Here is a 20,249-nt window from a genome sequence, read left to right as displayed (position 1 = left end):
CCCTATCGAGTCTAGGATGAATTCCTACACCTCACCTGGACCGCCCCTCGAAAGGCGCTGCCGATGGAGAATGTCAGAGAAGAGCTGGATCGCCTGATCCGGCAGAGAAACGTGGGTTATTCCGCGGTTTCGCGGCTGCTCAATCGCAACCCCGCTTATATCCAGCAATTCATCAAGCGTGGTTCGCCGCGCAAGCTGGATGACGAGGATCGGCGTATCCTTGCCCAGTTCTTCGGGGTGGATGAGCAGGTGCTCGGTGGGCCCGCGCTTCCTATGCGCGATGGCCTGGTCGAAGTACCAATTCTGAACGTCGATGCTTCTGCTGGCTTTGGTGCGATCGCGGAAAGCGAGACGGCCCACACCCGGTTCGGTTTCGATGAGCGGTGGCTGGGCAAGCTGACCCGGGCGAAAGGCCCCAGCCTGTCAATCATCCACGTCCATGGGGAGTCGATGGAACCGACGCTGCGGGACGGCGATGAGGTCCTGGTCGACGCATCGGATCAGGGCTCGCGCCTGCGCGACGGAATCTACGTGCTGCGTGTCGATGATGCGCTGGTGGTGAAACGTGTGACTATCCAGCCAGGCGGACGGCAGATCACCATCTCGAGCGACAATGCCGCCTACCCGACCTGGACTGACGTTGAGCGCGCGTCGATCCACGTGGTCGGTCGGGTCATCTGGTTTGGTCGTTCTGTCTGATCTGCCGCTTTCAGATCCCTGCAAATCGCTCCCGGTGGCGGGCCACGAAGTCTGCCCTTGGATGCAGCGCGCGATCACGCGGCAGCCGGATTTGCTGCCCCGCGGGCGGAAACAGCTGAAGAAGCTCGGACGGCACCTTGTTGTGTGACACGAGCAGACAGAGGTTGTCGTCGAAGGTGATCAGATGTCGATCAAACAGCCAATGGGCTGTTGCTGACAAGGCGACCCCGTTCTGGATGATGTCAGGACCGCCATCGGCGACCGACCAGATGTGCGCGGCCTGCGCTTCTGCCTTGCCGCCGCCATTGACGATCCTAAGCCCGGTCACGGCGCAGGTGTTCTCGTACGCATCGAGGACATGGTTGCGGAAGTTCGCGTCACGAATCTTGCGGTTGACGAGCATCTGCTCGACCCGCCGCTCCGCGAACTGATCGTGCAGAAGCAGATTGGTCTCCGGATCGATGCGGGGGGCATCGAGCTCCAGTCTGATGCGGTTTTCGGGATCGAGAGTTTCGGCAAGACCCGCATTGACGATGGCCACGAAATCCTCGTTTTCCAGCCTGCGGACCGACTTGCCGCGGAGGCTTCGTCCAGCATCGCCAGGCCGTGCCATCTCGCGCAGGAACCGCTCGGCAAACCGACCGCTGCCGTCGCGGTAGGGAACGGGCTGATCGAACTCGAGGTAGTCGCGCACGCGCGCATAGAAGTGGCTAGGATCGCTCGGGTCGGCATCGATGCGCTCGACGAAGGCCGCAGCGAAATAGGCCATGCGACCGCCAGAAACTCGCGTCTCGCGGTAGACGATCCAGTCGCTCTCAAGCTCTCGCGCAACCGAAAGGTAATTGCTCGGAAAGTGATACCGCTCGGTGATCGCGTCATCGTACCGCGAATTGCCGCTGACCTCGAAAACGCCCTTCACAGTTCCGCCCTAGCCAAAATCAATGTGCGCCAGGTTGCCTGGAGAATGTCCGGCCGTCCAGGCTCAACCTCGCAGAGATTAAATACCGATTTCGAATGGCTTGGTACGCTCCTTGACCAGTTCTGGCGGCTTTTTGGAAAGATCCTCCTTGCTTGGTGACCCGGCAGCCTGGCCTCTCGCTGCAGCCTCTCGCAGACGCTCGGTCACTTCCAGCGCCGAGGTCTTCTCACCGGTGTTCTGCGATACTGCCCTTCCAAGCTTGTCCGCACTGTCGACGACGAGCGTCAGGTGGTCCCGCAGCCGAGTCACGGTCACGAGAAAGGTTTGCTGATTGGCCAGATTGCGCTCCCGGCTATCCATGACAGCAATACCTCGATCCGAAGTCAAACCTTGCGCCATATGGGCATTGAGCGCGTACGCGAGGTCAAGCCGCCTGAGCATCGGGTCAGAGCGCTCCAACTCGTGCCGTAGGCCCGTAGAGGTGACCACAGTCACTCGAGAACCTTCAACGGCCTCGATCCTTGCCTGGTCAGCATTGAATAGTCCTCGGCGATGATCATTCTCGGTCCACCGGATCCGGTCACCGGCATGGATCGACAGCCGCTTCTCCTCGAAGAGCGCAAGGCGATCGTCCTTCGCACCGGGACGGATCCGGCTCGGCTGAAGGGTTCGTGCCTTACCTTTGCCATCGACGAGGAACACCTCGCGCGTCTTCTCGTCGATCCTGTCGACCTTGTATTCGCCGCGTGGGAGCCGCTGATGTTTATCGGGGCTCCGAACATCGAGGACCATGCCCGGGCGGTATGCCGAGACATAGCGGAGCTCCTCACGCGTTGCATTGACCCGTGACAGTACGGTCAGGTCGAGCGAGGTTTTGCCGAGCTCACCGTTGGCTTTGAGCCCTCGCTGGACAGCCTCGTTGACTGCGGTTCGCAAGGCCCGCCCCGAGGCGTAAATCGCGGTCCGCTCGCGCTCGAGCGGCGCAAGCTGGAGCCATTGCTCGGCAGCCGTAAAAGCGCTGTCGCCCGATGTCTCGATCGTCGAGTTCTTGAGATGACCAAGTGCGGTTTCCACGTTACCCGTTTGCGCAGCAGCCTGGGCCAGACGCAGTTGCGGATCCCGGCCGCGCAGGTTGGTCGTCATTTCGGCGCGCGCGATGCCAGCCTTCTGGACGAGATCAAACGGTTTGCCGGCATCGACCGCGCCGAGTTGGCGGGCATCGCCAACAAGCACAAGCCTGCGCGCGCCAACCAGATTGGCCAGCGTGACCAGACGCTCCTTGTCGCTGTTCGAGACCATCGAGGCCTCATCAAGGACGAGGACCCGGTCGCCCAATGCGGCTTTCGCCTCGGCCATCAAACCGGGATTGCCAGGATCCTCCAGCAGCGGTGCCCAGCTCTTGAGCAGGCGAGCCAAAGTCATCGAGCGAATACCGGTGTCGCGCTCCAGCATCTGCACCAGAGTGTTCTGAACGGCGAGCCCGATGATCTCCTTGCCTTCCTCGCCGAGGATCTGTGCCACGGGCTTCATAACACTGCTCTTGCCCGCACCGGCGACACCTTGGATGGCGATTGTCCGGTGGGACGAGCTGAGGATCACGCGGGCGGCCGCTTCTTGGCCACCATTGAGGTCGATGCCGTGATTGATGGCAGCGACGGCCTTGACTCGTGGGCCTGCCTCATTGCTCCCGAGAAGAGGAGCAACGGCATCCCTCCCGGCTTCGACCGCGGCGAGAATGCGATGCTCGCTCGCGAGCCCATCACGCGAGGTCAGCCAGCCCTTGTGTTCACCTGACCCTGGAACGAGTTCGCCCGAACGGACCAGCGAGCTGACCCGCTGCTCAATGGCGCCCATGGTTGTCGGCAGACCAAAATCCAGCGCCGATTTGAACAGGGCCTCGCGCGGAAAGGCCGCTTCGCGCTGCGAGAGGTGGCGTACCGCTGACGCTGTAGCCTGGGCTGCGGCGATGGTCTCGCGGTCTTGCTTAAGGACGTGAGCCGGGATCAGTGGATCGGCAGGATTGCCCCTGATGCGCTCGGCAAAGTCCCTGAGCCAGGCCCTGCCGCGCTCGATCAGGCTGGTGCCAGCCGCGGGTGCGTGCTGCGAGGAATACGAGTGGCTCTGTGCTCGTTCAATCATGGCCTGCAAGTTGAGCCCTGCTGCCCGGGCGTGGTCCTGCCAATCCGCCGTCAGGGCGCCCCTATCGGCGACGGTTTGTTTGGCGCTGCGGGTATCGAGGGCAGCGATCTTGCCCGCTTCAAGGCCTGGGCCGCGGCGTGCGTCCAGAACCTCCTGTCGCCTTGTGGAGAAAGCCATGACCTGGTCGCGAGAAAAGCCCGCCGCCTCGAAGTTCCCGTGCTTGCCGACAGGACCGACTTCATAACCGAGCTTCTCGACCGAGAGACGGAAGCGCGCCATCGTCATGCTGTTGAGAAGGGTATTGAGTGACCAGAGCCGGTCGTTCTTCAGCGTCCGCCATTTGCCATCAGCACCTTTCGTGACGTTGGCGATGACGGCATGGAAATGGAGGTTGGGCTCCTGGTTGCGATTGGTATCGTGCTGGAACAGCGCCACGGTGAGATTGCCGGTCTGCACGGTCCGCACCTTCCCGTTTTCGACGAGACGCGTTTCTGCCGCATTCTTCTCGGCCCACTGGAGCGTTTCCACCACGGCCTCGCGGTAGGCCTCAATGATCCGCTTGTCGTCGCCGACGAGGGCGAGGACCGACCAGCTCTTGGGCAGGGAAAAGGTCAGGTCGGTGCCGGCTCGGTGCTGGTTTTCGTGACCGACCCTGGTGCCATCCGGAAGCTCGCCCTTGAGGAGCTTGTCGAAGACTGTGGCATCGACCGCTCCGGAAAGGCCAAGGGCATCGGCTCCTGACCCAACCCATTGGCCTGAGCGATCCGCGTCTGCGCTTGCGTAGTAATTGTCAGCAGCAAAGTAGCTGGCTGCGCCGGACGCGGACCGGACATTGGCAACCGAGAGCATGGCTTATGGCCCTTCAAGCAAGGTGCCCCCTTGCTGTGGTGCCCTCAAAGGTCGGGTTCGTAGAAGTCTTGCGCCCCGCTCTCGACGCCGCCCTCGAGCAGGTCTCGTTCGGCCCGTTCTCGGGGGCTCTGACTGTCCTGCGATCGTGCGACCGGGATTAGCTTCGGATCGCCTGAAGCTGGCTTGTCTCCTCGCGCCGACGCCTTTTCATCGGGGGATGGCTGCGTCTCATCGGTCGCTTCACTTCTGCCGGAAAGAAGCGGCCCGGGAGGCAAGGTTGTAGTCGGCCCAGAACTCGTGAGCGCTTCGGCCGATGTTTCGACCTGGCCTTGTTCGGGCGCTACCCGCAAGACCTGTGCAGGGGCTTTGGAGAACCGCTGCTTAGTCACATTCCCTGTCTCATCCGGCGTCCTGACAACACGCTGAAGGTCCAACTTCAACTGCTCGGGAACGACCGGCTTGCCGGCGCCGTCGTCATTCGCGGCCGGGGCGCCGTCGGCAGCTTCGGCAGGCAAGGAGGCCCATTCCGAGGGATCGACATTGGTCTCATCCGCCGCGTGTGCCCCGGGAGCAGGCCCGAGTGCCCGCGCGATGAATCCCTCGGCCATCCGCGGCCAGCGGCGCGGGACAAGCGTGACCGGAGCGGCAGGAAATCCGTCGGGGAACTTGAGGTAACCGGAAAGCCTCGGCAGGTTCATGAACTGATCGGGCAGCAGCAACGGCTCAATCTGGCGACGGGGCGTCAGGCTGACGGCGTCGCGGGCATTGTTATAACCGTAGCTGTACCCTTCCTCCATGTCGCGGACCTGGCGATGACCGATGAAGTCGGAACACCAGGTGGCCGTTTCCCGGTCCGCAGTGGCGAGGATCAGCTTGCTGCGCGCGAGCGATGACAAGGTCATCGCCATGTTCTCGCCGTAGACCTCCTTGAGCTTGGCAAAGGCATGGACGCCAGTGACGATCGCACCGCCAAAATTGCGTGCGGTCTGCAGGCCTTTCTCCAGTGCGGGCAGCCGGTGCAACGCGCCCAGTTCGTCGATCAGAAACCAGACCCTGAGATCGGGCGTGCGCTCCATGGTCATCAGCGTGTTCATGGCCGTGTCGAGCCACAAGGTGAGCAGCTGCGAACAGATCGACATGTCGACGTAGCGCGCAGAGAGGAACAGGATTGATCCCGATTGGGAGCTGCCGCGGATCCAGTCCCGTACCGAAAAGCGGGGGCCTTTAGCGGGTAGCAGCTTCAGTGCCTTGGCGTTGGCGTTAAACACGGCGCGGATTGATTCTGCCATGCGCGCGGCTTCTGGCGCTGTCAGCGGATCGGCCATGGTGCCGCGCATAAGCTTGTGCACCTGCGCGAGGTCGGCGGTCATGAGGCGAGTGGCAAGCGCCTGGTTGCTGGCCTGACCGGTGCGCTGGAGATGCAGGCACATTTCCACGAAAAGCATGCGGGCTGCGAGCACCCAGAACTGCTCGGAACCACCGCCATCGTGCGGAACCAGCGCCTCGGCTGCGGCATGGAATTCGCCTTCGCTGGTGCAATCGTTGAATACGCTCCAGTTCGGGCAACGGGCATCGAGCGGGTTCAGAATGATGTCGCGGGTCGGATCGTAGAAGGTCTCGATGAAAGCTCCGGTAAGATCGAAAACAACGGCGCGCTGTCCGCGTGCCCGGGACTCGGCAAGGAGTTGGCTGAGGGCAACCGTCTTGCCGGTGCCAGTCGTGCCGATCAGCATGGTATGGCTTTGCTCGAGACGCCACGGCCAGGAGACGCCCGCGAGATGTGCCGGACTGTAGAAGCCTGCTTCCTTGGTCGCTGCTGCGCCTGCCAAACGCCATTTCCACCCTAGCGCTGCGTGCAGTTCGCGGGCACGTTCGGCGCGATTGTGCCGGTCGATCTCCGCTTCGAGTTCGTCCAGCGTGACGAGTATCGCCCCGCGCTCGTGCTTACGCTCCTTGGACTTGCCTCCGAACCGCTCAGCGAACCACCAGAAGGCAGCAAAGGCCGGGATCAGGACAAGCGCGGAAAGCCCGATACCGCGCCGGATGGCGGCGCCGAGTGCACTCCAGGCTTCGCGCATGGGCGGAAAATCGCGCACGACATTGAAAGGGATGCGGACAGTTCCGCCACCGGCCAATTTGAGTTCCACCAGCTTGCCGGGATCGAACTCCATGAACGCGTAGCCGGAGGCATAGACATGCATCCAGGCGAGATAGACCTGGTGATCGGTGAGCGTGGACGTCACCTCAAGATAGCAAAGCCAGGCGCTGACCAGGAAGGTCACCAGCAGGGGGCCTTTGAGCCCCGCTGCGAACATGAAACCGAAGTGTCCGAGGAGCTGGCTGCCGCGGGTGAAATTGAGGAGATTACGCTTCATCGCTGCCTCCTTCGGGTGTGGAGGCGCTGAGCCCGAGACGGACGAGACGACGATTGTAGGCTTCGTGCGTGCGCTGCCTCAACGAACCATCGGTATGGCTGGCCAGAAGCGCATCCAGGGCAACCGTGATGAAGAGGTTCTGCCGCACCGGGTCGAGCGCCGCAGGCCGCTTTCGCGCTTCGTTTTCACGCTGCCATGCGTCGATCAACTGGTCGCGAATGACGATGCTGACGGAGACCTGCTGGTCCCGGGCCTTGCCCTTTATCCAGTCAGCAAGTGGGCGGGGAACGTAGGTCTGAAGACTGAGATGCCGATCCATGTTCGGGGGTCCTATTGACCCTTGCGAACCTAGCTTGATCTTGCGGAAGACAGGGATGAGAATAAATCAGGAACATAAACCCGTCAACCGCGAAATGTGCGAATACTATCAATGGTTTGACTGGCTTCAATTTGCCCGCAAATTGCCAATCTGAAGCATGCTTCACGATTGAATTGGTTTGACACCAGCCCTAAAATTTCGCCTATCACGCTGAAATACCTTCCTTAAATCCAGCAGTGTCACTGCGTACGGTGTGCTCAGTCTACAAGCTGCGAGAGGGTGATCCGGTCACTTCGCCGGACATGTAGGAGGGGATGAAGAGCCTCGATAGCGCGGAGCCAAAGCGCGTGCGGGCGCCGATGCCCGCACCCCGCTCATCGGGCCCGCTTATGAATCGAAACGAACCGACGGCGAGCAAAATAAAAGGGCAGGAACCGTTCCCGGCTCCCACCCTTTTCGGCGTCAGAATTCATCCAGCATCGATCCGTGAATGGTGTGGACGACACGTGCTGCCAGGTGTGCTGGCAGAGCGCAGTAGTCGCCTTCATCGAGGGCGATATATCCGAGCTCTTCGTCTTCCACGATGTGCTGATCGAAGTAGCTGTGCAGTGCCCGGCGTTCGGCGAGTTCCAGGGCCTCGAAGTAGCTGCGGGATGAAGCGGTGCAAGGTGCAGAATAAGCCATGATGATCCTCCTGAGGTTGTCTCGAACGACAAGAGGAAGTGCGATGTTCGTGCGCATGTCGGGTCAGGGACCGCGCTCTCGCGCGGCCGCGTCAGCGGCGGTGGGGGAAACGATTTTGTCGGGGGAGGGATTCATCCCTTCTCCGACAAAATGGTGGGGCCCTGCCGTCCTTGAGGCGGCATGTGGACGGACATCATGCTGGGCATTCCGTGAGCCAGCCCCTCTACCCTCGCGGTTTGCACCGACGGTTGTGGGCGGGCTCCGCTTTTCTCGTTTTCCTACACCCGGCGCGCGGTGGCAGAAGCGCTCTCGAGGGATCACAAACCAAGGGGGCGGAAAGGACTGACATGCCCCGCAAGAACAATCCGGTCGATGCCTTGAAGAGGCTCCGGGAACAGCGCGACGAACTGGCGGCCAGGGAAGCAAAGCTCCGCGACGAGGCTGCCCTCGTCCTTGGCCACATTCTGATCGAGTGCGGCGCCGAGACGATCGAACCAGCGCAACTGCGTCAGATCGTGCGAGGAGCAATGGCACTCGGGATCGAGGAAACGCTGAAGCGGATAGCTCCCGCTTAAGCCCAACCCGGCGGCGGCAAGGGGTTCGATGCCCCGCGCCGCCGCATGGGACCAGAGCAAAAGAAAAGGCCCCGATGGCGTCTGCCACCGGGGCCTTGTCGTGAGGTGAGGACATTCAGTCCTCGTCGATGTCGGGGGCTCCCTCGTTGCTGCTCGAACGGCCCTTGGTGAGGAAGTCGACCTTGTCGGCGATGATCTCGCAGCCGTAGCGCTTGGCGCCGCTCTGATCTTCCCACTGGGTGTAGTGGATGCGCCCTTCGACCGTCACGAGCTGGCCCTTGGTGCAGTACTTGGCGACGTTCTGGCCCAGGCCGTTGAAGCAGGTGATCCGGTGGAATTCGCTGTCCTTGGCAGTGTAGCCGTTTTCGTCCTTGTAGGTCTTACCATCCTTGCGGGCGGGACGGTCGGTCACGACCGAGATTGAGGTGATGCTGGTTCCACCTTGGGTGGTGCGGGTTTCGGGGTCGCGAGCGATGCGGCCAACGAGAATAACGAGATTGGTCATGGGCTTTCTCCTGATCGAGCATTCCGGGGCCATCCCGGCTGCAAACCCGAGCAGAAGCGCCCCATGGCGAAGCGCACCGAAGGGGAACCCGGAACTGGTTCGGGTGGTGCGGGCAGCCGGGCACAGCCCGGCAACTCGGCCGGACCTGATCCGGGTTGCGCGTCTCGACGGGGGGTGATTCAGGGACAGGTTTGCATCGAAGCCGGGCGGAGCTGGATGCCTTGAACAGGTTTGCCCCGCCTCGTTTCCCTCCGGTCTTGGCTGGATCATCCCTGCCCGACCTTCCACCGGAGAATCCCTTCCTAGATCATCGTACTGACCGCTCCTCCAACCGGTGGCTCATTCCTGGACGAAACTGCTTCGCCGGGAAGAGGCATGTCGATCGTCACCCCTTCAGCGCCGTCCAGAGGGTTGCCTCGAAGCATCCAGGCCTGCGGCGTGATCAAGCGCGCCCAATCAGCAAAGGAGGGGATCGAGCCCAGGTCTTCACGTACGTGCTGTTCGCCGACCAGACGTACCGGAACGACCCGGCCATCGGCATTGACGAGGGTCTCGCCGAACAAGGTTTCGAGCATGAATATCCCCTCGGCATGGTGCCGGAGCGCGCGGTGCCGTGGGTCTGCCAGGATTGCCTTTGACTGGTCGAACCACTGGTGCAGCGGGAGATAGTCATCGACCGTGCCGCCCCATTTCCGGACCGACGAGAGAGCGTGGTAGTAGCAGTGGGCCATGCCAGGTGTCCTAGAGTTCGGTCGAGTGATCATTGGTCGCGATGAAGCGCAGACTGCAGTCGAGCACGAAAGTCGCTTCAGCCACATCGATCACGAGTTGGCCGCATGCACCGTCATTGATCTCCCAGCCCGGATGGTGGCGTTCGAGCGCCAGATAGGTCAGCTGTTCGAGTGCCTGGCCGATTGATTGCAGCTCTTCGGGACCAGCACGACCAACGTTGTCTGCTTCGCTTTCCATGAGGGAGACTTCTGGGCACGGGATCGCCGCGCCGGCTGCATCGAGGCATGCACATTCTTCAACGGCACCGCTGTCGCCGCATCCGTCGAAACGGATCTCGACGCGGGCAATCCCAGCGTCCTGCAAGCGCGGAAGAATGGCTGCCTTGAGCTGCTGGATTTCTTCGGCCACTTGCACTTGCCGCTCGGCCTGGCGAACAGCAAAGTCGGCCATCACAGCCTCGATATCGATCATGGAATGCCTCCTGGTAACTGAAGCCAACGGCAATTCGCTGGCTCCAAACGACAGGCGCGCGCCTTTCCTCTGACGGACGACGCCAGCGCCAACCCGGCTCTGGCGCGAAGACCGACAGGGCCTTAGTCGGTCCTGGCCGAAGTGTTCTTCGGATTGGTACCGAGAGGCCCGCGGCGATCGACAACGGTGATCCGCCGGGCCTTGGCTTCGATGACCAGACGTTCGAGCACGCCATTGCCCGGAAAGGCGATGACGTAGCGCGGATCAAGCGAGAGCATCCTCTCGTTGCGCTTGAAGCCGGCACGAGCGCCGAGCCGCATGTCGAGCGAGAACGTGACCTGCGGGATGCCGCGCCGTTCGGCCCAGCTCGATGCCAGGCGGTCGACGCCCTTGGTGTCGCCGCCATGGATGAGCACCATGTCGGGCACGCGGTCACGAACCTTGTCGAGGGTGGCCCAGACATTGTTGCCGAAGGTCAGCGCATCGTCTTCGCATCCATGACGGGTGCGCCCGCCAGCGAACACGACAGGGGTTCCTTCGGGCACTGCCGCACGGCGCTTGGCCTCGGCACGGGCGCGCAGGAAGTCGCGCCCTTCGACGAGTGCGGAAGTCAGCATGACGCTGTGATTGAAGCGAGAACTGGAGACCGGCTTCCAGGAGGAACCGAACTCGTTGAGGTACAGGGCTGCGGCGACCTCGCGCATCTCTTCAAGCGCCAGCATCGCGCCCTCGGCACACTGTGCCCGCTCGACCTGGGTCTCGAGTTCATATGTGTGAACCTCGGATCCATCGGCCGTAGCAATTAGCGCGCGGACTTCGTCGGTCGCGCGGTCGAGAGCCGTTGATTTGCGTTCGGCAGAGCGGTGGAAGATGTTGACGAAGGCCCAGCCAAGATCTTCGGCGTCGGCTTCAAGAGCGGTCCCGGACACCATGGCGAAAAGATCGGACCAGACCGCTTCGAGGGTTTGGACAACCGCCTCCCGGACCGGGAAATCGCTTGTCGATACGGGAGCGGTTCCGATCGAGAAACCGGCAAGATCGAGCCCGGCGAGTTGGTCGGCAAATGACGTGTGCATTGGGATATCCTCCTGACTGGCGTAAGGCCGACGCACCCATTCATGGCTGCGCCAGCGAGAGCCCGTCAGGGCCAGCATTCAGGCAGGATTGCGCACCCGTCAGGGGAAACCCGGCTTGGCGGGCTGGCGCGGGCAGGCCTTAAGCCTGAAGGGCGAAGGCCAACACGGGCCCGCCCAAGCCGGGTTGCGCAAGGCTGGCGGCTGGCCCAGGGCCTCTCTCGCATGGCGACAGACCAAGACCGGCCGGCAAAGCTCAGTCAGGGACGGCAATCCAAACCGCTGCGTCTTACCAAGCTGCAGACCTCAAGCTGCGCGCTTGGTGTAGACCCCCTCGCCGTTCGACATGTGCCCGAGGCATTCATAGTCGCCAAACATGGCATCGAAGCGGGATGCAATCTGGGATAGCCAGCGCCGTGCCCGCGGTGAGCGAGCCGTGCGCCAATCGGCGTCCCAATAGGCACCGTCATCGCGTTCGACGATCCAGACAGCCACAAGTGAGCCGTAGACCGATACGCCGAAATCGGCATAGGCATTGCGCATGAGGATCCGGTCTTCCCGGCCGCGCCATCCGTCATGTGGGATGAGCGACGGGAAGGCTTTGGCGGCCCGCTCGCACAGATCGTCACGCAGCCATTCATACTCGAATTCCCAGTCGTCCTCGGCTTCGACCTCGAGAACCGTGAATGCGACGATTGCGCCGCTGGGATAGCTGACTGATCGGCCCATAGCATCCTCCCTCAGGCCGCAAGCGCCGCGTCGTCTGACGCGTCGTCAAACTGTTCAGGCATCGCCCTCCCGCCGAGCTTCAGGAGCAGGCTCGATGACTCTTCGGCCTTTGCTGCAGCGGTCAGGATGGCGCGGTCATCGTCTTTCAGAAGCTTGAGCCAATGCTCGATATAGCTTGCGTGGCTGTCGAGGTGCGTGACCGGCAAGCCCAGCTCGGCGCCCAGCATCGCGCTGGAGAGTTCCGCGACCAGTTCCTCAGCGGCATAGGCCGCCGTGCCGAAGCGGTTCTTGAGATCGCGTCCCAGGCGGCTGACATGGCCGGTCCAGTGCGACAGCTCGTGCGCGAGCGTGGCGTAATAGTGATCGAAGCCATTGAACAGGCTGACCGGCGGCATCGTGACGCGATCCGCACTTGGCTCGTAATAGGCTTCGCAGCCCTGGTGACGCAGATTGACGGGGATGGCCGCAAAGAAGGCGTCGAGCTCGGACGCGCGCCCTTCAGGCTCGACCAGTTCCAACGTCGCGGCAGGATGGAAGCGCTCAGGCAGCCCTTCGACCTGATCGGCATTGAAGACCGGATAGGCTTTCAGCACCCGGCGGGCTTCATCGGTCTTTTCGCCGGTATCGGGCGCTTCGACCTCTTTGGTGTAGCTCTTGTAGAAGATCGCGATGGTCGACTTCTCGCCCTTGCGGACCTGGGCCCCGAGCGACTTTGCCTGATTGTAGGTCATCCAGAATGGCGAGGCGTAGCCGCACATGTCGGCGACCATCCAAAGCCAGAACACGTTCATGCCCCGGTACGGAATCCCACAGGCCCGCAAGGGCCGGGAGACCGGGACACCGCGCCACGGCTTGATCCATGGCTTCGTGCCTGCTTCCAGACGGGCGATGATTTCCTGGGTGATACGGGCGGCGGGCGACAAGCCGCTGCTCTGCCCCTTGCGATAGGCCATGATGGGTCTCCTGATTGAGGCATCCGGACAGTCGGCGACGGGTTCGCCGGTCAGTGCCACAGGTTCACGGGCCCCCTCTGCTCTGCTTCCAAAAAGGAAGCGGCCCTCCGGCGTAAGCCGAAGGACCGCTTCTCGAGGTACGAGTGGCCGAGCCTGTCAGGAGGAGGTCAGGCGGCCAGCTCGCGGGGGGTATGAATTTCGCCGTCGACACCAGGCTCAGCGTCGCTTGCGTCGATCTCGGCTTCGCCCGCCTCCGGCGTAGGGCGAGCGAAGCGCATGACCTCAGGCACCCAGGCCAGGGCCTTCTCGCGAACCTCGACCTCGGTGATGTAGGTGCCGGCGAATACGCGCTCGGCGCTCATCGCGAGATCACCTTTTTTGACCGAGGCAAAGCGCGAGGAGAGCTCGATGCCGCCGACATCGGTCAGCGCGTCGAGGATCACCTGCTTCGATACCCGGTCGAAGTAGTTGACTGCTGTCGGTCGCCACCACTGCGCCATGTCGATACCGATCAGGCTGCCGAGATGGTCCTGGAACGGCAGCTGACGCTCTCCCGCCATGTTGAGGCTTGCCTCGAGCGAACGGGCGACGACATAGCCCAGCCAGGCCGCGCGGCTGTCATCGGGCAGCGCACGGAAGAGATCGAAGCGGGACGTCGCTTCGGAACCGGCACGCCAGCTTTCGTCGAGGCCGGATCTGAACTCAGCAAGCGCGCTGCTCGCCGGCGCATCCTTGGCTTCGAAGCCGATGATCGGGCCTGCCGGAACTGGCGCGCGTAGCGTGGTCGAAGGGCGCGCCCACCAATCGTGGGTATCGGCATCGGCGAGGGTGAAGATCATGATGTCGAGCGCCAGCCCGGGATCGGATGCAACGTGAAGTGCCAGAACATCGCGGCGCTGCATCGCAAGTTCGTCAACCAGACGTTTCGACAAGGTGGTCCGACGCCTGTCCGAACCTTCTTCGCCTGCAACGACTTCGATCCCGTCATCGGGTTCTGCGGGTTCAGCCTGACGCTCGCCATAGAACACCGGCTGGAGAACCGGCGTGCCATCGCGCGATAGCACCAGGATCATACCTGCTTCGGCCTTGAGGTCAGCTGCGATGACGGGCGGGCGAGCTCGGATTTCCTGGCATTCGCGTTCTATCGCCTCGATCGCCGCTTCGGCGGCTGCCACCGCCTCCTCGGCACTGTCCTCATCCTCGAGGATCGCCGCATGCTCGTCATAGGAGGCATCGAGTTCGTCGAGCCTCGCCAATTCTGCGTCGGTCAATGGCGCCGGTTCGGCAGGAAGCCGGACCAGCCCTTCGACCAGATCGTGGCTGGCATAGGGATCGAGCGTCGGCTTGACCCAGGCAAAACCCTGCTCGGCGGCGAGAGCTTTGGCCTGCTCTTCCATCTTCGCGGCGGCAAGGCTTTCGAGCAGCGCAAAATCGACCCAGGATTCGCTGTCGTCGTTGTCGAACAGCTCACGCTCGATCCGGCCGCCCGCGGCAATGTAGGCATCGCGGCCAACGAGACGGGCGCGCGGATCGCTGCCCCGGACAGTGCCCGAGAGGACCATGCGCCGGATGCTGTCAGGATTGGGTGCGTAGTAGGCCGAGGAAACCTGCTCGAACACCCGGGCCTGGATGTCCTGGTCCGAGGTCGCGCCGAAGGCCTTGGCGATATCGAGGGTGATTTCCCCGGATGCCAGTGCCTCAAACACCACAGGCGCAAGGTTCGCGAGACGCAGCCGGCCATCAACGAAGCGAATGGTCAGACCGAAGCGGCGCGCAACATCCTCAACAGTCGCACCGCCTGCCACGAGCGCGGCAAAGGCCTGGGCCTCATCGGCTGGGTTCATGGCGAGGCGATGAAAGTTTTCTGCGAGGCTGGTCTCGACCGCGACTTCGGCGCTGTCCTCGAGCACGAGGCACGTGACTTCGTGATCGCGGGCGAGGATCTTGTCGTAAGCGAGCGCCAGCATCGCGCGGCGGCGGCGTTCGCCGGCTTCGACCTCGAACTTACCCTTCGCGGCCGGCCAGACGATAAGGTTCTGCAGCAGCCCATGGGCTGCGATGCTGGCCTTGAGCTCGGCATCGGCAGCGGGGTCACTGTGACGGCGGACATTGCGGGGAGACTGGACGAGCTTGTTCAGCGGGATCGACTTGATCATGGGACACACTCCTGATTGTGAGCCCGGCGCGTCGACCATCGACGCCCATATGGCTTAATCAGGGCAAAGCCCACTCCCCTCTAGTGCGTTCGCAGCACATCTCCCGATAGCGAAGGGCAGTGTCGAATGCCCATGGTTGTGGAATGACCGATTAGTCTCCTAGGCCCGCATCAGACCCGAGCCGCGGTTGGTTCGTTATTCGAAAAACCCGCGCGGGAATAAGATTTTTTAGCAAGGCTAAGTCACCTTTCTCGTTCATGGCATCGACTGCTCCTGAAGCGCATTGTGCCAATTAGGTTCTCCGCTAAGTCAATGTGGAGAAATGATTTGCGGGCGGTTGCTCAGGGGTGAAGCTCTCACTAGGCTGACGCTGAAGGAGAGCAGGGTGACATCGGTCTTCATCGCCTACGCTTCGGGCAACTCTTACCACAGTCAGATCATTGAGGGGGCAGCCAAAGCAGCTTCTACAGCTGCGCGTACTGTCACCGCATGGTCCCAGCAGGACACGTCCGGTTCACCGATTGCGCAATCGGTCGAAAGTTGGATCGAGAACGCGGACGCGTTCGTGGCCGACATCTCTCAAGTGAATGCCAATGTGACTTACGAGTTGGGGTATGCGATTGGCCTCGGGAAGCCGGTAAGGCTGATCCGCTCTTCGCATAGTTCTTTTCAGGACGTGAAGAATGTCGGGTTGCTCGATACGCTCGGCTACGATGCCTACGACCAACAGCCGGCCCTTGCTAAGATCCTTGCGCGCAAGAACGAGACAACAAGCTGGACACAAGTTCCGCGTAACAAAGACCAACCTCTATTTGTCTTGCAACGGCCTGGTTCCGGCGATGTCAATGGCCGTGTGGTTAGCGCGATCAAGAAGATCGCGCGCGTGCGCTTCCGCAATTTCAATCCGAGCGAGATCAGCCGTCTCAACGCGAGTGAGGCTTACGAACATGCGGCGTGCTCATTTGGAGTGGTAACGTTCTGGATGGACGGCACCGACGAACAATCGGTGCGGAATAATCAACGAGCGGCGTTCATCTACGGCGTCGCCCGAGGACGCAACATTCCCGCGCTGCTGATCGCGCACGAATCGATGGCGCTCCCGCTTGATCTCCAGGATCAAGCAGACCGGTTCTTCAACCTTTCTGACCTCGACAAGATGATTGGGGAGTTCCGGAATCGCGCTGCGGACGCCCAGAACGACTTTGTGGTGGTGAAACCGCACCACGAGCGCCTACTGGAGTTGTTGACGTGTGGGGATCCGGTCGCGGAGAACGAAGCCGCCACATTGGGTGATCATTTCCTACAAACCGATGGGTATCGACGGACTCTCGAAGGCACCGCAAATTTGCTGGTTGGGCGCAAGGGGAGCGGAAAGACCGCAGTCTTTCTCCAGGCTAGAGATCGTACCCGCGCCAACAAGGAAAACATCGTCATCGATCTGACACCAGACGGGCACCAACTGATTAAGATGAAGGAGTTCATCCTCGATAAGTTGAGTTTCGGAACCCGCAAGGAGGTGGTTGCCGCCTTTTGGGAATATGTTCTGTGGCTGGAAATTGCTTACAAGCTGCTAGAAAAGGATGAACAGCGTTCGCTGCGCGACGATCGTCTACTGCCTGGTTACCGGACGCTGCAGGCGCTGTTCGATGCGCGAGTCGATACTGGCACGGGCGATTTTTCCGAGCGCCTCAGGCGCTTGTCCGAGAATATCGTCGACCGCTTTAAGGCTAGTACGCTAGGTGAAGGCGAGATCGGTCAGCTGGCGTCATCCAAGGTGCTGGAGGCGATTTACGGGCATGACCTGCGCCAGCTGCGCGACGGAGTCATGGATTATTTGCGCCTGAAGGGTTTCGTGTTCTTCCTGTTCGACAATCTCGATCGGTTTTGGACGCCGGGCGGGTTTACTGACGATGACGCGTTGATCGTCGTAGGGTTGGCCGAATCAATGCAGGAGATCGCCCGCAAGTTCCGGAGGAAAAATCTCGAATTTCGCTGGGCCATCTTTGTTCGTTCGGATGTTTACGAGTTTCTCATCCGCGGCATGGCCGATTACGGCAAGCTTGCGGTGCAAAGCCTCGAGTGGGGCGATCGCGCACTGCTCAAGGTCTTGTTCGAACAGCGACTGCAGGCCAGCGTTCCGCATCTCGAGGAAGCCTGGACCAAGACTTGGGCGCGTGCGTCGGTGGATATGGTTGATGGGGTTCCAGTCATGGATTACCTGATCGACGGTAGCATGATGCGTCCGCGTTACCTGATCCGGTTGTTCGAAACTGCTCGACGCCGGGCCGTCACGTTCAATCGCCTTCAGATCGAAGAAGGCGACTATCGGGTGGCGCTGCGTGAACTAGGCTGGCAGGTGCTCGAAGACCTCGACCGCGAGATTTCCGATTTGGTCAAGGATGGCGCCTCCCTGCTATTCGAGATATTGCAGGCGCGCGAAGATCTGACCGTTGCCAAGTTGCGCTATCTCGCGGCGAAGCGGATCCATGATCCAGACGATCTGGCCAAGTTGATCGATGTGATGCTGTGGAACGGGAGCGTCGGGGTACTGGATGGAACAGCGCCCAAGTACATTTTCGACACGGGTTATAAGCGGCAGTATCTCGCGGCGATCATTAACGGTGATCAAGAAACCCGCCTGGCACTCCATCCCACGCTTGTTGCCGCAGTCGCCGGCCCCTCGTGATTATGCTGCGCTCGCATAATCGAGCGATTGTCGCGACCCCGCTGATCCCAACCTAGTCAACTGGCCCCTCGACCCTGCGCCGCCGGAGGGAGCGCTTCTCGGCGGGTATCACCGACGGTGCTGGATCAATGACCGCCTGTTCGCTGCATCCGAGTTCGAGATCGAGAGGCATCAGTGCATTCGTCGCGTTCGGGAAAAGCCTGAGCCGGCTGCGCAACTCGACGTGACGGATGGACACTCTCGCCGCACAGACGTCGTCTCCACGCGAGGCGGCTTGGTCAAAGACGAACGCCGTCGCACGTCCATCGCCGAGCGCTACCACCTTCCAGTATCCGGATGGCACCCGCTGGTAATCGCCGCCGTTCGGGAGTGGTCGCATCATCCGCTCATACAGCGGGCCCGTCAGGACGTAGACGGGCACCCCGAGGCGTTTGGCCATCTCGCGTTCCCGGTCCTCAAGACGCACCCAAGGCCCCTGGTTCAGGGCCGAACTCTGTGGCGTAATGTTCGACAGGATATTGGTGTCGGCCGCCGACGGCGTTCCTGAGAAGGAAGCAAGAGGCGCCTGATGACCGCGATCGATGTGCAGCTTTCCGCTGGCCATGTCATACGCGGCAGGCGCCAAAGTCTCATCATCGTCCAGCCATGGGTCAGCGCGCCAGTCGCGGTCACCGGATTGTCCGATCGATTCTTTGGTAACGCGATAGGCGACCCAGTCCGCCATTTTGGTCAGATCGTTCGACGAGAGCGTGTAGATTTCGCGTACGACGACGTCGTTCGTACCGGGAGCTCCCACCGGACAACCGTGGAGACAATGGAATGTATGCAGCTCGGCGTCCCTAGCGCTCGCCGCCGCAGGGACAGCAGCCGCCATTGTCGCGATCATCCAGATCGTCCTCATCGCAATCACCCTTCATCGTACAGGTGGCTGGCGAGCGTGTGCTTGCGCAGGCTTTCCGGCCGATAAGGCGCCACCTTACCCATTTGGGGGACCTGGACAGCCTCCAGTCGCTCAAGCACTGTGGGGTGGAGCATGGCTTCAGGATGGATCTCACGCTTCGCCAAGCTCCAGACCAGCCGGTTAAAGGTTAGCTTCCGGAGCAGCGCCGGTTGCGAGTTCAGCATCGCCGTCCGCTCGCTGTGCTGGAGGCCGAGCGGATCCGGCGAAGTCACGAGGCGATCATCCAGCACCGTGATGGCGTCGCCCATCGCATGCTTCAACTCCTCAACCATCCACCGCAACGCGATATCGGACAGGCGGGACTCCTCTTCCGGATAGCTGCCGCCGATGTCGGAATGGTTACCCGCAAACCACGCCTGCACCAGCCAATCGGGACGTCCCCTCTGCTCATTCCACGTAACGTCAGCGGGACGCCCCCAAGCCACCCGCGGAAACTTCGCGCGGTCCTCGTCGATCGCGAGAGCATGCCTAAGATAGGGGATCTCCCTGTCGACATAGCGATCGTAGTGTCGGCCACTCCACCACGCGACATGCATGTGCCTAATCAATGACAGCCAACCTCTAGGATCCCACTTGCTGCGCCTGAAGGTCGTTTCGTTGGCGAAGAACTTGACCTGTGACCAGAGCGACGTGGCGAACCAGTACGCAGCCGAGGCGGGCAGCAGGCCCAAGAGCGCCGTCACCCACCAGGGCACGACGCCGGCGACCAGCCAGGTCAGGCCGATCAGCGCTGCCATGCCTATGGCGGCGAGTGTCGTAGCGGCCCGGCTACCGAGCGCGGCCACCGTGTCAAACACCCCGACGAATTCCGGCTGCACGTTCCCCTGACCTTCGCCATCCTGACCCGTTGCCTCCGAACCGTATTTGGCACGGAAGCGGGCGGCGAGCGTCTCCCGCTCCGCCTCGTAACGTTCGCGCTTTGCGCCGGCCCCGTGATTGTATACCTTGCGCACACCCTCCGAGGCGATGGCCCGCAGCTCAGGTCCGTGGCGCGGGACGGGGCCGCCGGCAGCGTCTTGCGTCGGCACGCCGCACAGGTTCAGGACGTTGGCGAGCGAGCGCGCCGTGTAAGCCCCTCGGCTGAAGCCGAAGATGCAGATGCGATCGCCCAGCTCATATCTCGCGATCACGGCCGCGTAGCAGTCGATCACATTCTCATCGATGCCGGTCCCAACAGCGGCGGCGAGGACGTTGCGGACTCGTCTGAATGTTAGGCCTCCGATCTCTCCTGCCCCCAGACCGGGATCATAGAACGCGACCTGTTCCTTGGGGCTTATCGGCGAGTCCGGGCCCGGTCGCATCGACCGATACATCTTATAGACGTTGGACAATCGCTGATCGGGGCGAAGACCGCCGATCTGACCAGTGCCGTCCGAGAATATCAATATGGTCTTCGGCATTAACGCCCCCTGCTCCAAGTGCCA

General features: G+C 61.8%; 17 protein-coding genes. 3 read left to right on the top strand and 14 right to left on the bottom strand.

Features of this window, described 5'->3' with window-relative positions:
- The first annotated feature begins 63 nt into the window (after positions 1-63).
- A complete protein-coding gene (locus tag G9408_RS00880) occupies positions 64-699 on the top strand; it encodes a S24 family peptidase (protein WP_168452301.1) in 636 nt (211 codons plus the stop codon).
- 10 nt (positions 700-709) lie between these two features.
- Here the strand turns inward: G9408_RS00880 and G9408_RS16675 are convergent, their stop codons facing one another.
- The 5 genes from G9408_RS16675 to G9408_RS00855 all read right to left on the bottom strand — a co-directional run bounded on the left by G9408_RS16675 (position 710) and on the right by G9408_RS00855 (position 7,984).
- A complete protein-coding gene (locus G9408_RS16675) occupies positions 710-1,618 on the bottom strand; it encodes an HNH endonuclease (RefSeq protein ID WP_168452300.1) in 909 nt (302 codons plus the stop codon).
- Positions 1,619-1,696: 78 nt separating this feature from the next.
- Positions 1,697-4,606, bottom strand: coding sequence for a MobF family relaxase (gene mobF / locus G9408_RS00870; protein WP_168452299.1), 2,910 nt, complete (start codon positions 4,604-4,606; stop codon positions 1,697-1,699).
- Positions 4,607-4,650: 44 nt separating this feature from the next.
- Complete coding sequence (locus G9408_RS00865) at positions 4,651-6,981, bottom strand: type IV secretion system DNA-binding domain-containing protein (protein ID WP_168452298.1); 2,331 nt, start codon at positions 6,979-6,981, stop codon at positions 4,651-4,653.
- A complete protein-coding gene (locus tag G9408_RS00860) occupies positions 6,971-7,300 on the bottom strand; it encodes a hypothetical protein (protein ID WP_168452297.1) in 330 nt (109 codons plus the stop codon). The genes G9408_RS00865 and G9408_RS00860 overlap by 11 nt, the downstream gene beginning before the upstream one ends.
- A gap of 462 nt (positions 7,301-7,762) precedes the next feature.
- A complete protein-coding gene (locus G9408_RS00855; protein ID WP_168452296.1) occupies positions 7,763-7,984 on the bottom strand; it encodes a hypothetical protein in 222 nt (73 codons plus the stop codon).
- Positions 7,985-8,331: 347 nt separating this feature from the next.
- On the opposite strand from G9408_RS00855, the gene G9408_RS00850 reads away from it, so the two are divergent.
- Positions 8,332-8,559: a DUF6437 family protein gene (locus G9408_RS00850; protein WP_168452295.1), complete on the top strand. Its 228-nt coding sequence runs from the start codon at positions 8,332-8,334 to the stop codon at positions 8,557-8,559.
- A gap of 115 nt (positions 8,560-8,674) precedes the next feature.
- Here G9408_RS00850 and G9408_RS00845 read toward each other — a convergent pair whose 3' ends face one another.
- The 7 genes from G9408_RS00845 to G9408_RS00815 form a co-directional block, all read right to left on the bottom strand.
- On the bottom strand, positions 8,675-9,064 hold the full coding sequence (locus G9408_RS00845; protein ID WP_168452294.1) for a single-stranded DNA-binding protein: 390 nt from the start codon (positions 9,062-9,064) through the stop codon (positions 8,675-8,677).
- 302 nt (positions 9,065-9,366) lie between these two features.
- Positions 9,367-9,795, bottom strand: coding sequence for a DUF6915 family protein (locus G9408_RS00840; RefSeq protein WP_168452293.1), 429 nt, complete (start codon positions 9,793-9,795; stop codon positions 9,367-9,369).
- Positions 9,796-9,805: 10 nt separating this feature from the next.
- Positions 9,806-10,267, bottom strand: coding sequence for a DUF6878 family protein (locus tag G9408_RS00835; protein ID WP_168452292.1), 462 nt, complete (start codon positions 10,265-10,267; stop codon positions 9,806-9,808).
- A 122-nt stretch (positions 10,268-10,389) separates the two neighbouring features.
- Complete coding sequence (locus tag G9408_RS00830) at positions 10,390-11,343, bottom strand: DUF2493 domain-containing protein (protein ID WP_168453389.1); 954 nt, start codon at positions 11,341-11,343, stop codon at positions 10,390-10,392.
- A 303-nt stretch (positions 11,344-11,646) separates the two neighbouring features.
- The gene (locus G9408_RS00825; RefSeq protein ID WP_168452291.1) at positions 11,647-12,069 is read right to left on the bottom strand and encodes a hypothetical protein; all 423 of its coding nucleotides are present in this window, start codon (positions 12,067-12,069) and stop codon (positions 11,647-11,649) included.
- A gap of 11 nt (positions 12,070-12,080) precedes the next feature.
- Entirely contained in the window at positions 12,081-13,022 is a 942-nt protein-coding gene (locus G9408_RS00820) for an ArdC family protein (protein ID WP_168452290.1), read from the bottom strand.
- A 167-nt stretch (positions 13,023-13,189) separates the two neighbouring features.
- Positions 13,190-15,178, bottom strand: coding sequence for a ParB/RepB/Spo0J family partition protein (locus tag G9408_RS00815; protein WP_168452289.1), 1,989 nt, complete (start codon positions 15,176-15,178; stop codon positions 13,190-13,192).
- 385 nt (positions 15,179-15,563) lie between these two features.
- On the opposite strand from G9408_RS00815, the gene G9408_RS00810 reads away from it, so the two are divergent.
- Entirely contained in the window at positions 15,564-17,864 is a 2,301-nt protein-coding gene (locus G9408_RS00810) for a P-loop ATPase, Sll1717 family (protein WP_168452288.1), read from the top strand.
- A 52-nt stretch (positions 17,865-17,916) separates the two neighbouring features.
- Here the strand turns inward: G9408_RS00810 and G9408_RS00805 are convergent, their stop codons facing one another.
- Positions 17,917-18,765 (bottom strand): DNA/RNA non-specific endonuclease, encoded by an 849-nt coding sequence (locus G9408_RS00805; RefSeq protein ID WP_168452287.1) that lies wholly within the window; start codon positions 18,763-18,765, stop codon positions 17,917-17,919.
- 5 nt (positions 18,766-18,770) lie between these two features.
- Positions 18,771-20,225 (bottom strand): phospholipase effector Tle1 domain-containing protein, encoded by a 1,455-nt coding sequence (locus tag G9408_RS00800; protein ID WP_168452286.1) that lies wholly within the window; start codon positions 20,223-20,225, stop codon positions 18,771-18,773.
- Positions 20,226-20,249: the final 24 nt, after the last annotated feature.

The sequence above is a fragment of the Sphingopyxis microcysteis genome (assembly GCF_012274265.1).
GTDB classification, from domain to species: domain Bacteria; phylum Pseudomonadota; class Alphaproteobacteria; order Sphingomonadales; family Sphingomonadaceae; genus Sphingopyxis; species Sphingopyxis microcysteis.
Note: the sequence above shows the minus strand (reverse complement) of the source record. Positions and strands in the feature narration are given on the sequence as shown.

Excerpts from the sequence above, each read along its gene's own strand:
- G9408_RS00880 (WP_168452301.1), top strand. The coding sequence starts at position 64 with ATGGAGAATGTCAGAGAAGAGCTGGATCGCCTGATCCGGCAGAGAAAC.
- mobF (WP_168452299.1), bottom strand. The coding sequence starts at position 4,606 with ATGCTCTCGGTTGCCAATGTCCGGTCCGCGTCCGGCGCAGCCAGCTAC.
- G9408_RS00865 (WP_168452298.1), bottom strand. The coding sequence starts at position 6,981 with ATGAAGCGTAATCTCCTCAATTTCACCCGCGGCAGCCAGCTCCTCGGA.
- G9408_RS00860 (WP_168452297.1), bottom strand. The coding sequence starts at position 7,300 with ATGGATCGGCATCTCAGTCTTCAGACCTACGTTCCCCGCCCACTTGCT.
- G9408_RS00855 (WP_168452296.1), bottom strand. The coding sequence starts at position 7,984 with ATGGCTTATTCTGCACCTTGCACCGCTTCATCCCGCAGCTACTTCGAG.
- G9408_RS00850 (WP_168452295.1), top strand. The coding sequence starts at position 8,332 with ATGCCCCGCAAGAACAATCCGGTCGATGCCTTGAAGAGGCTCCGGGAA.
- G9408_RS00845 (WP_168452294.1), bottom strand. The coding sequence starts at position 9,064 with ATGACCAATCTCGTTATTCTCGTTGGCCGCATCGCTCGCGACCCCGAA.
- G9408_RS00840 (WP_168452293.1), bottom strand. The coding sequence starts at position 9,795 with ATGGCCCACTGCTACTACCACGCTCTCTCGTCGGTCCGGAAATGGGGC.
- G9408_RS00835 (WP_168452292.1), bottom strand. The coding sequence starts at position 10,267 with ATGATCGATATCGAGGCTGTGATGGCCGACTTTGCTGTTCGCCAGGCC.
- G9408_RS00830 (WP_168453389.1), bottom strand. The coding sequence starts at position 11,343 with ATGCACACGTCATTTGCCGACCAACTCGCCGGGCTCGATCTTGCCGGT.
- G9408_RS00825 (WP_168452291.1), bottom strand. The coding sequence starts at position 12,069 with ATGGGCCGATCAGTCAGCTATCCCAGCGGCGCAATCGTCGCATTCACG.
- G9408_RS00820 (WP_168452290.1), bottom strand. The coding sequence starts at position 13,022 with ATGGCCTATCGCAAGGGGCAGAGCAGCGGCTTGTCGCCCGCCGCCCGT.
- G9408_RS00815 (WP_168452289.1), bottom strand. The coding sequence starts at position 15,178 with ATGATCAAGTCGATCCCGCTGAACAAGCTCGTCCAGTCTCCCCGCAAT.
- G9408_RS00805 (WP_168452287.1), bottom strand. The coding sequence starts at position 18,765 with ATGAGGACGATCTGGATGATCGCGACAATGGCGGCTGCTGTCCCTGCG.
- G9408_RS00800 (WP_168452286.1), bottom strand. The coding sequence starts at position 20,225 with ATGCCGAAGACCATATTGATATTCTCGGACGGCACTGGTCAGATCGGC.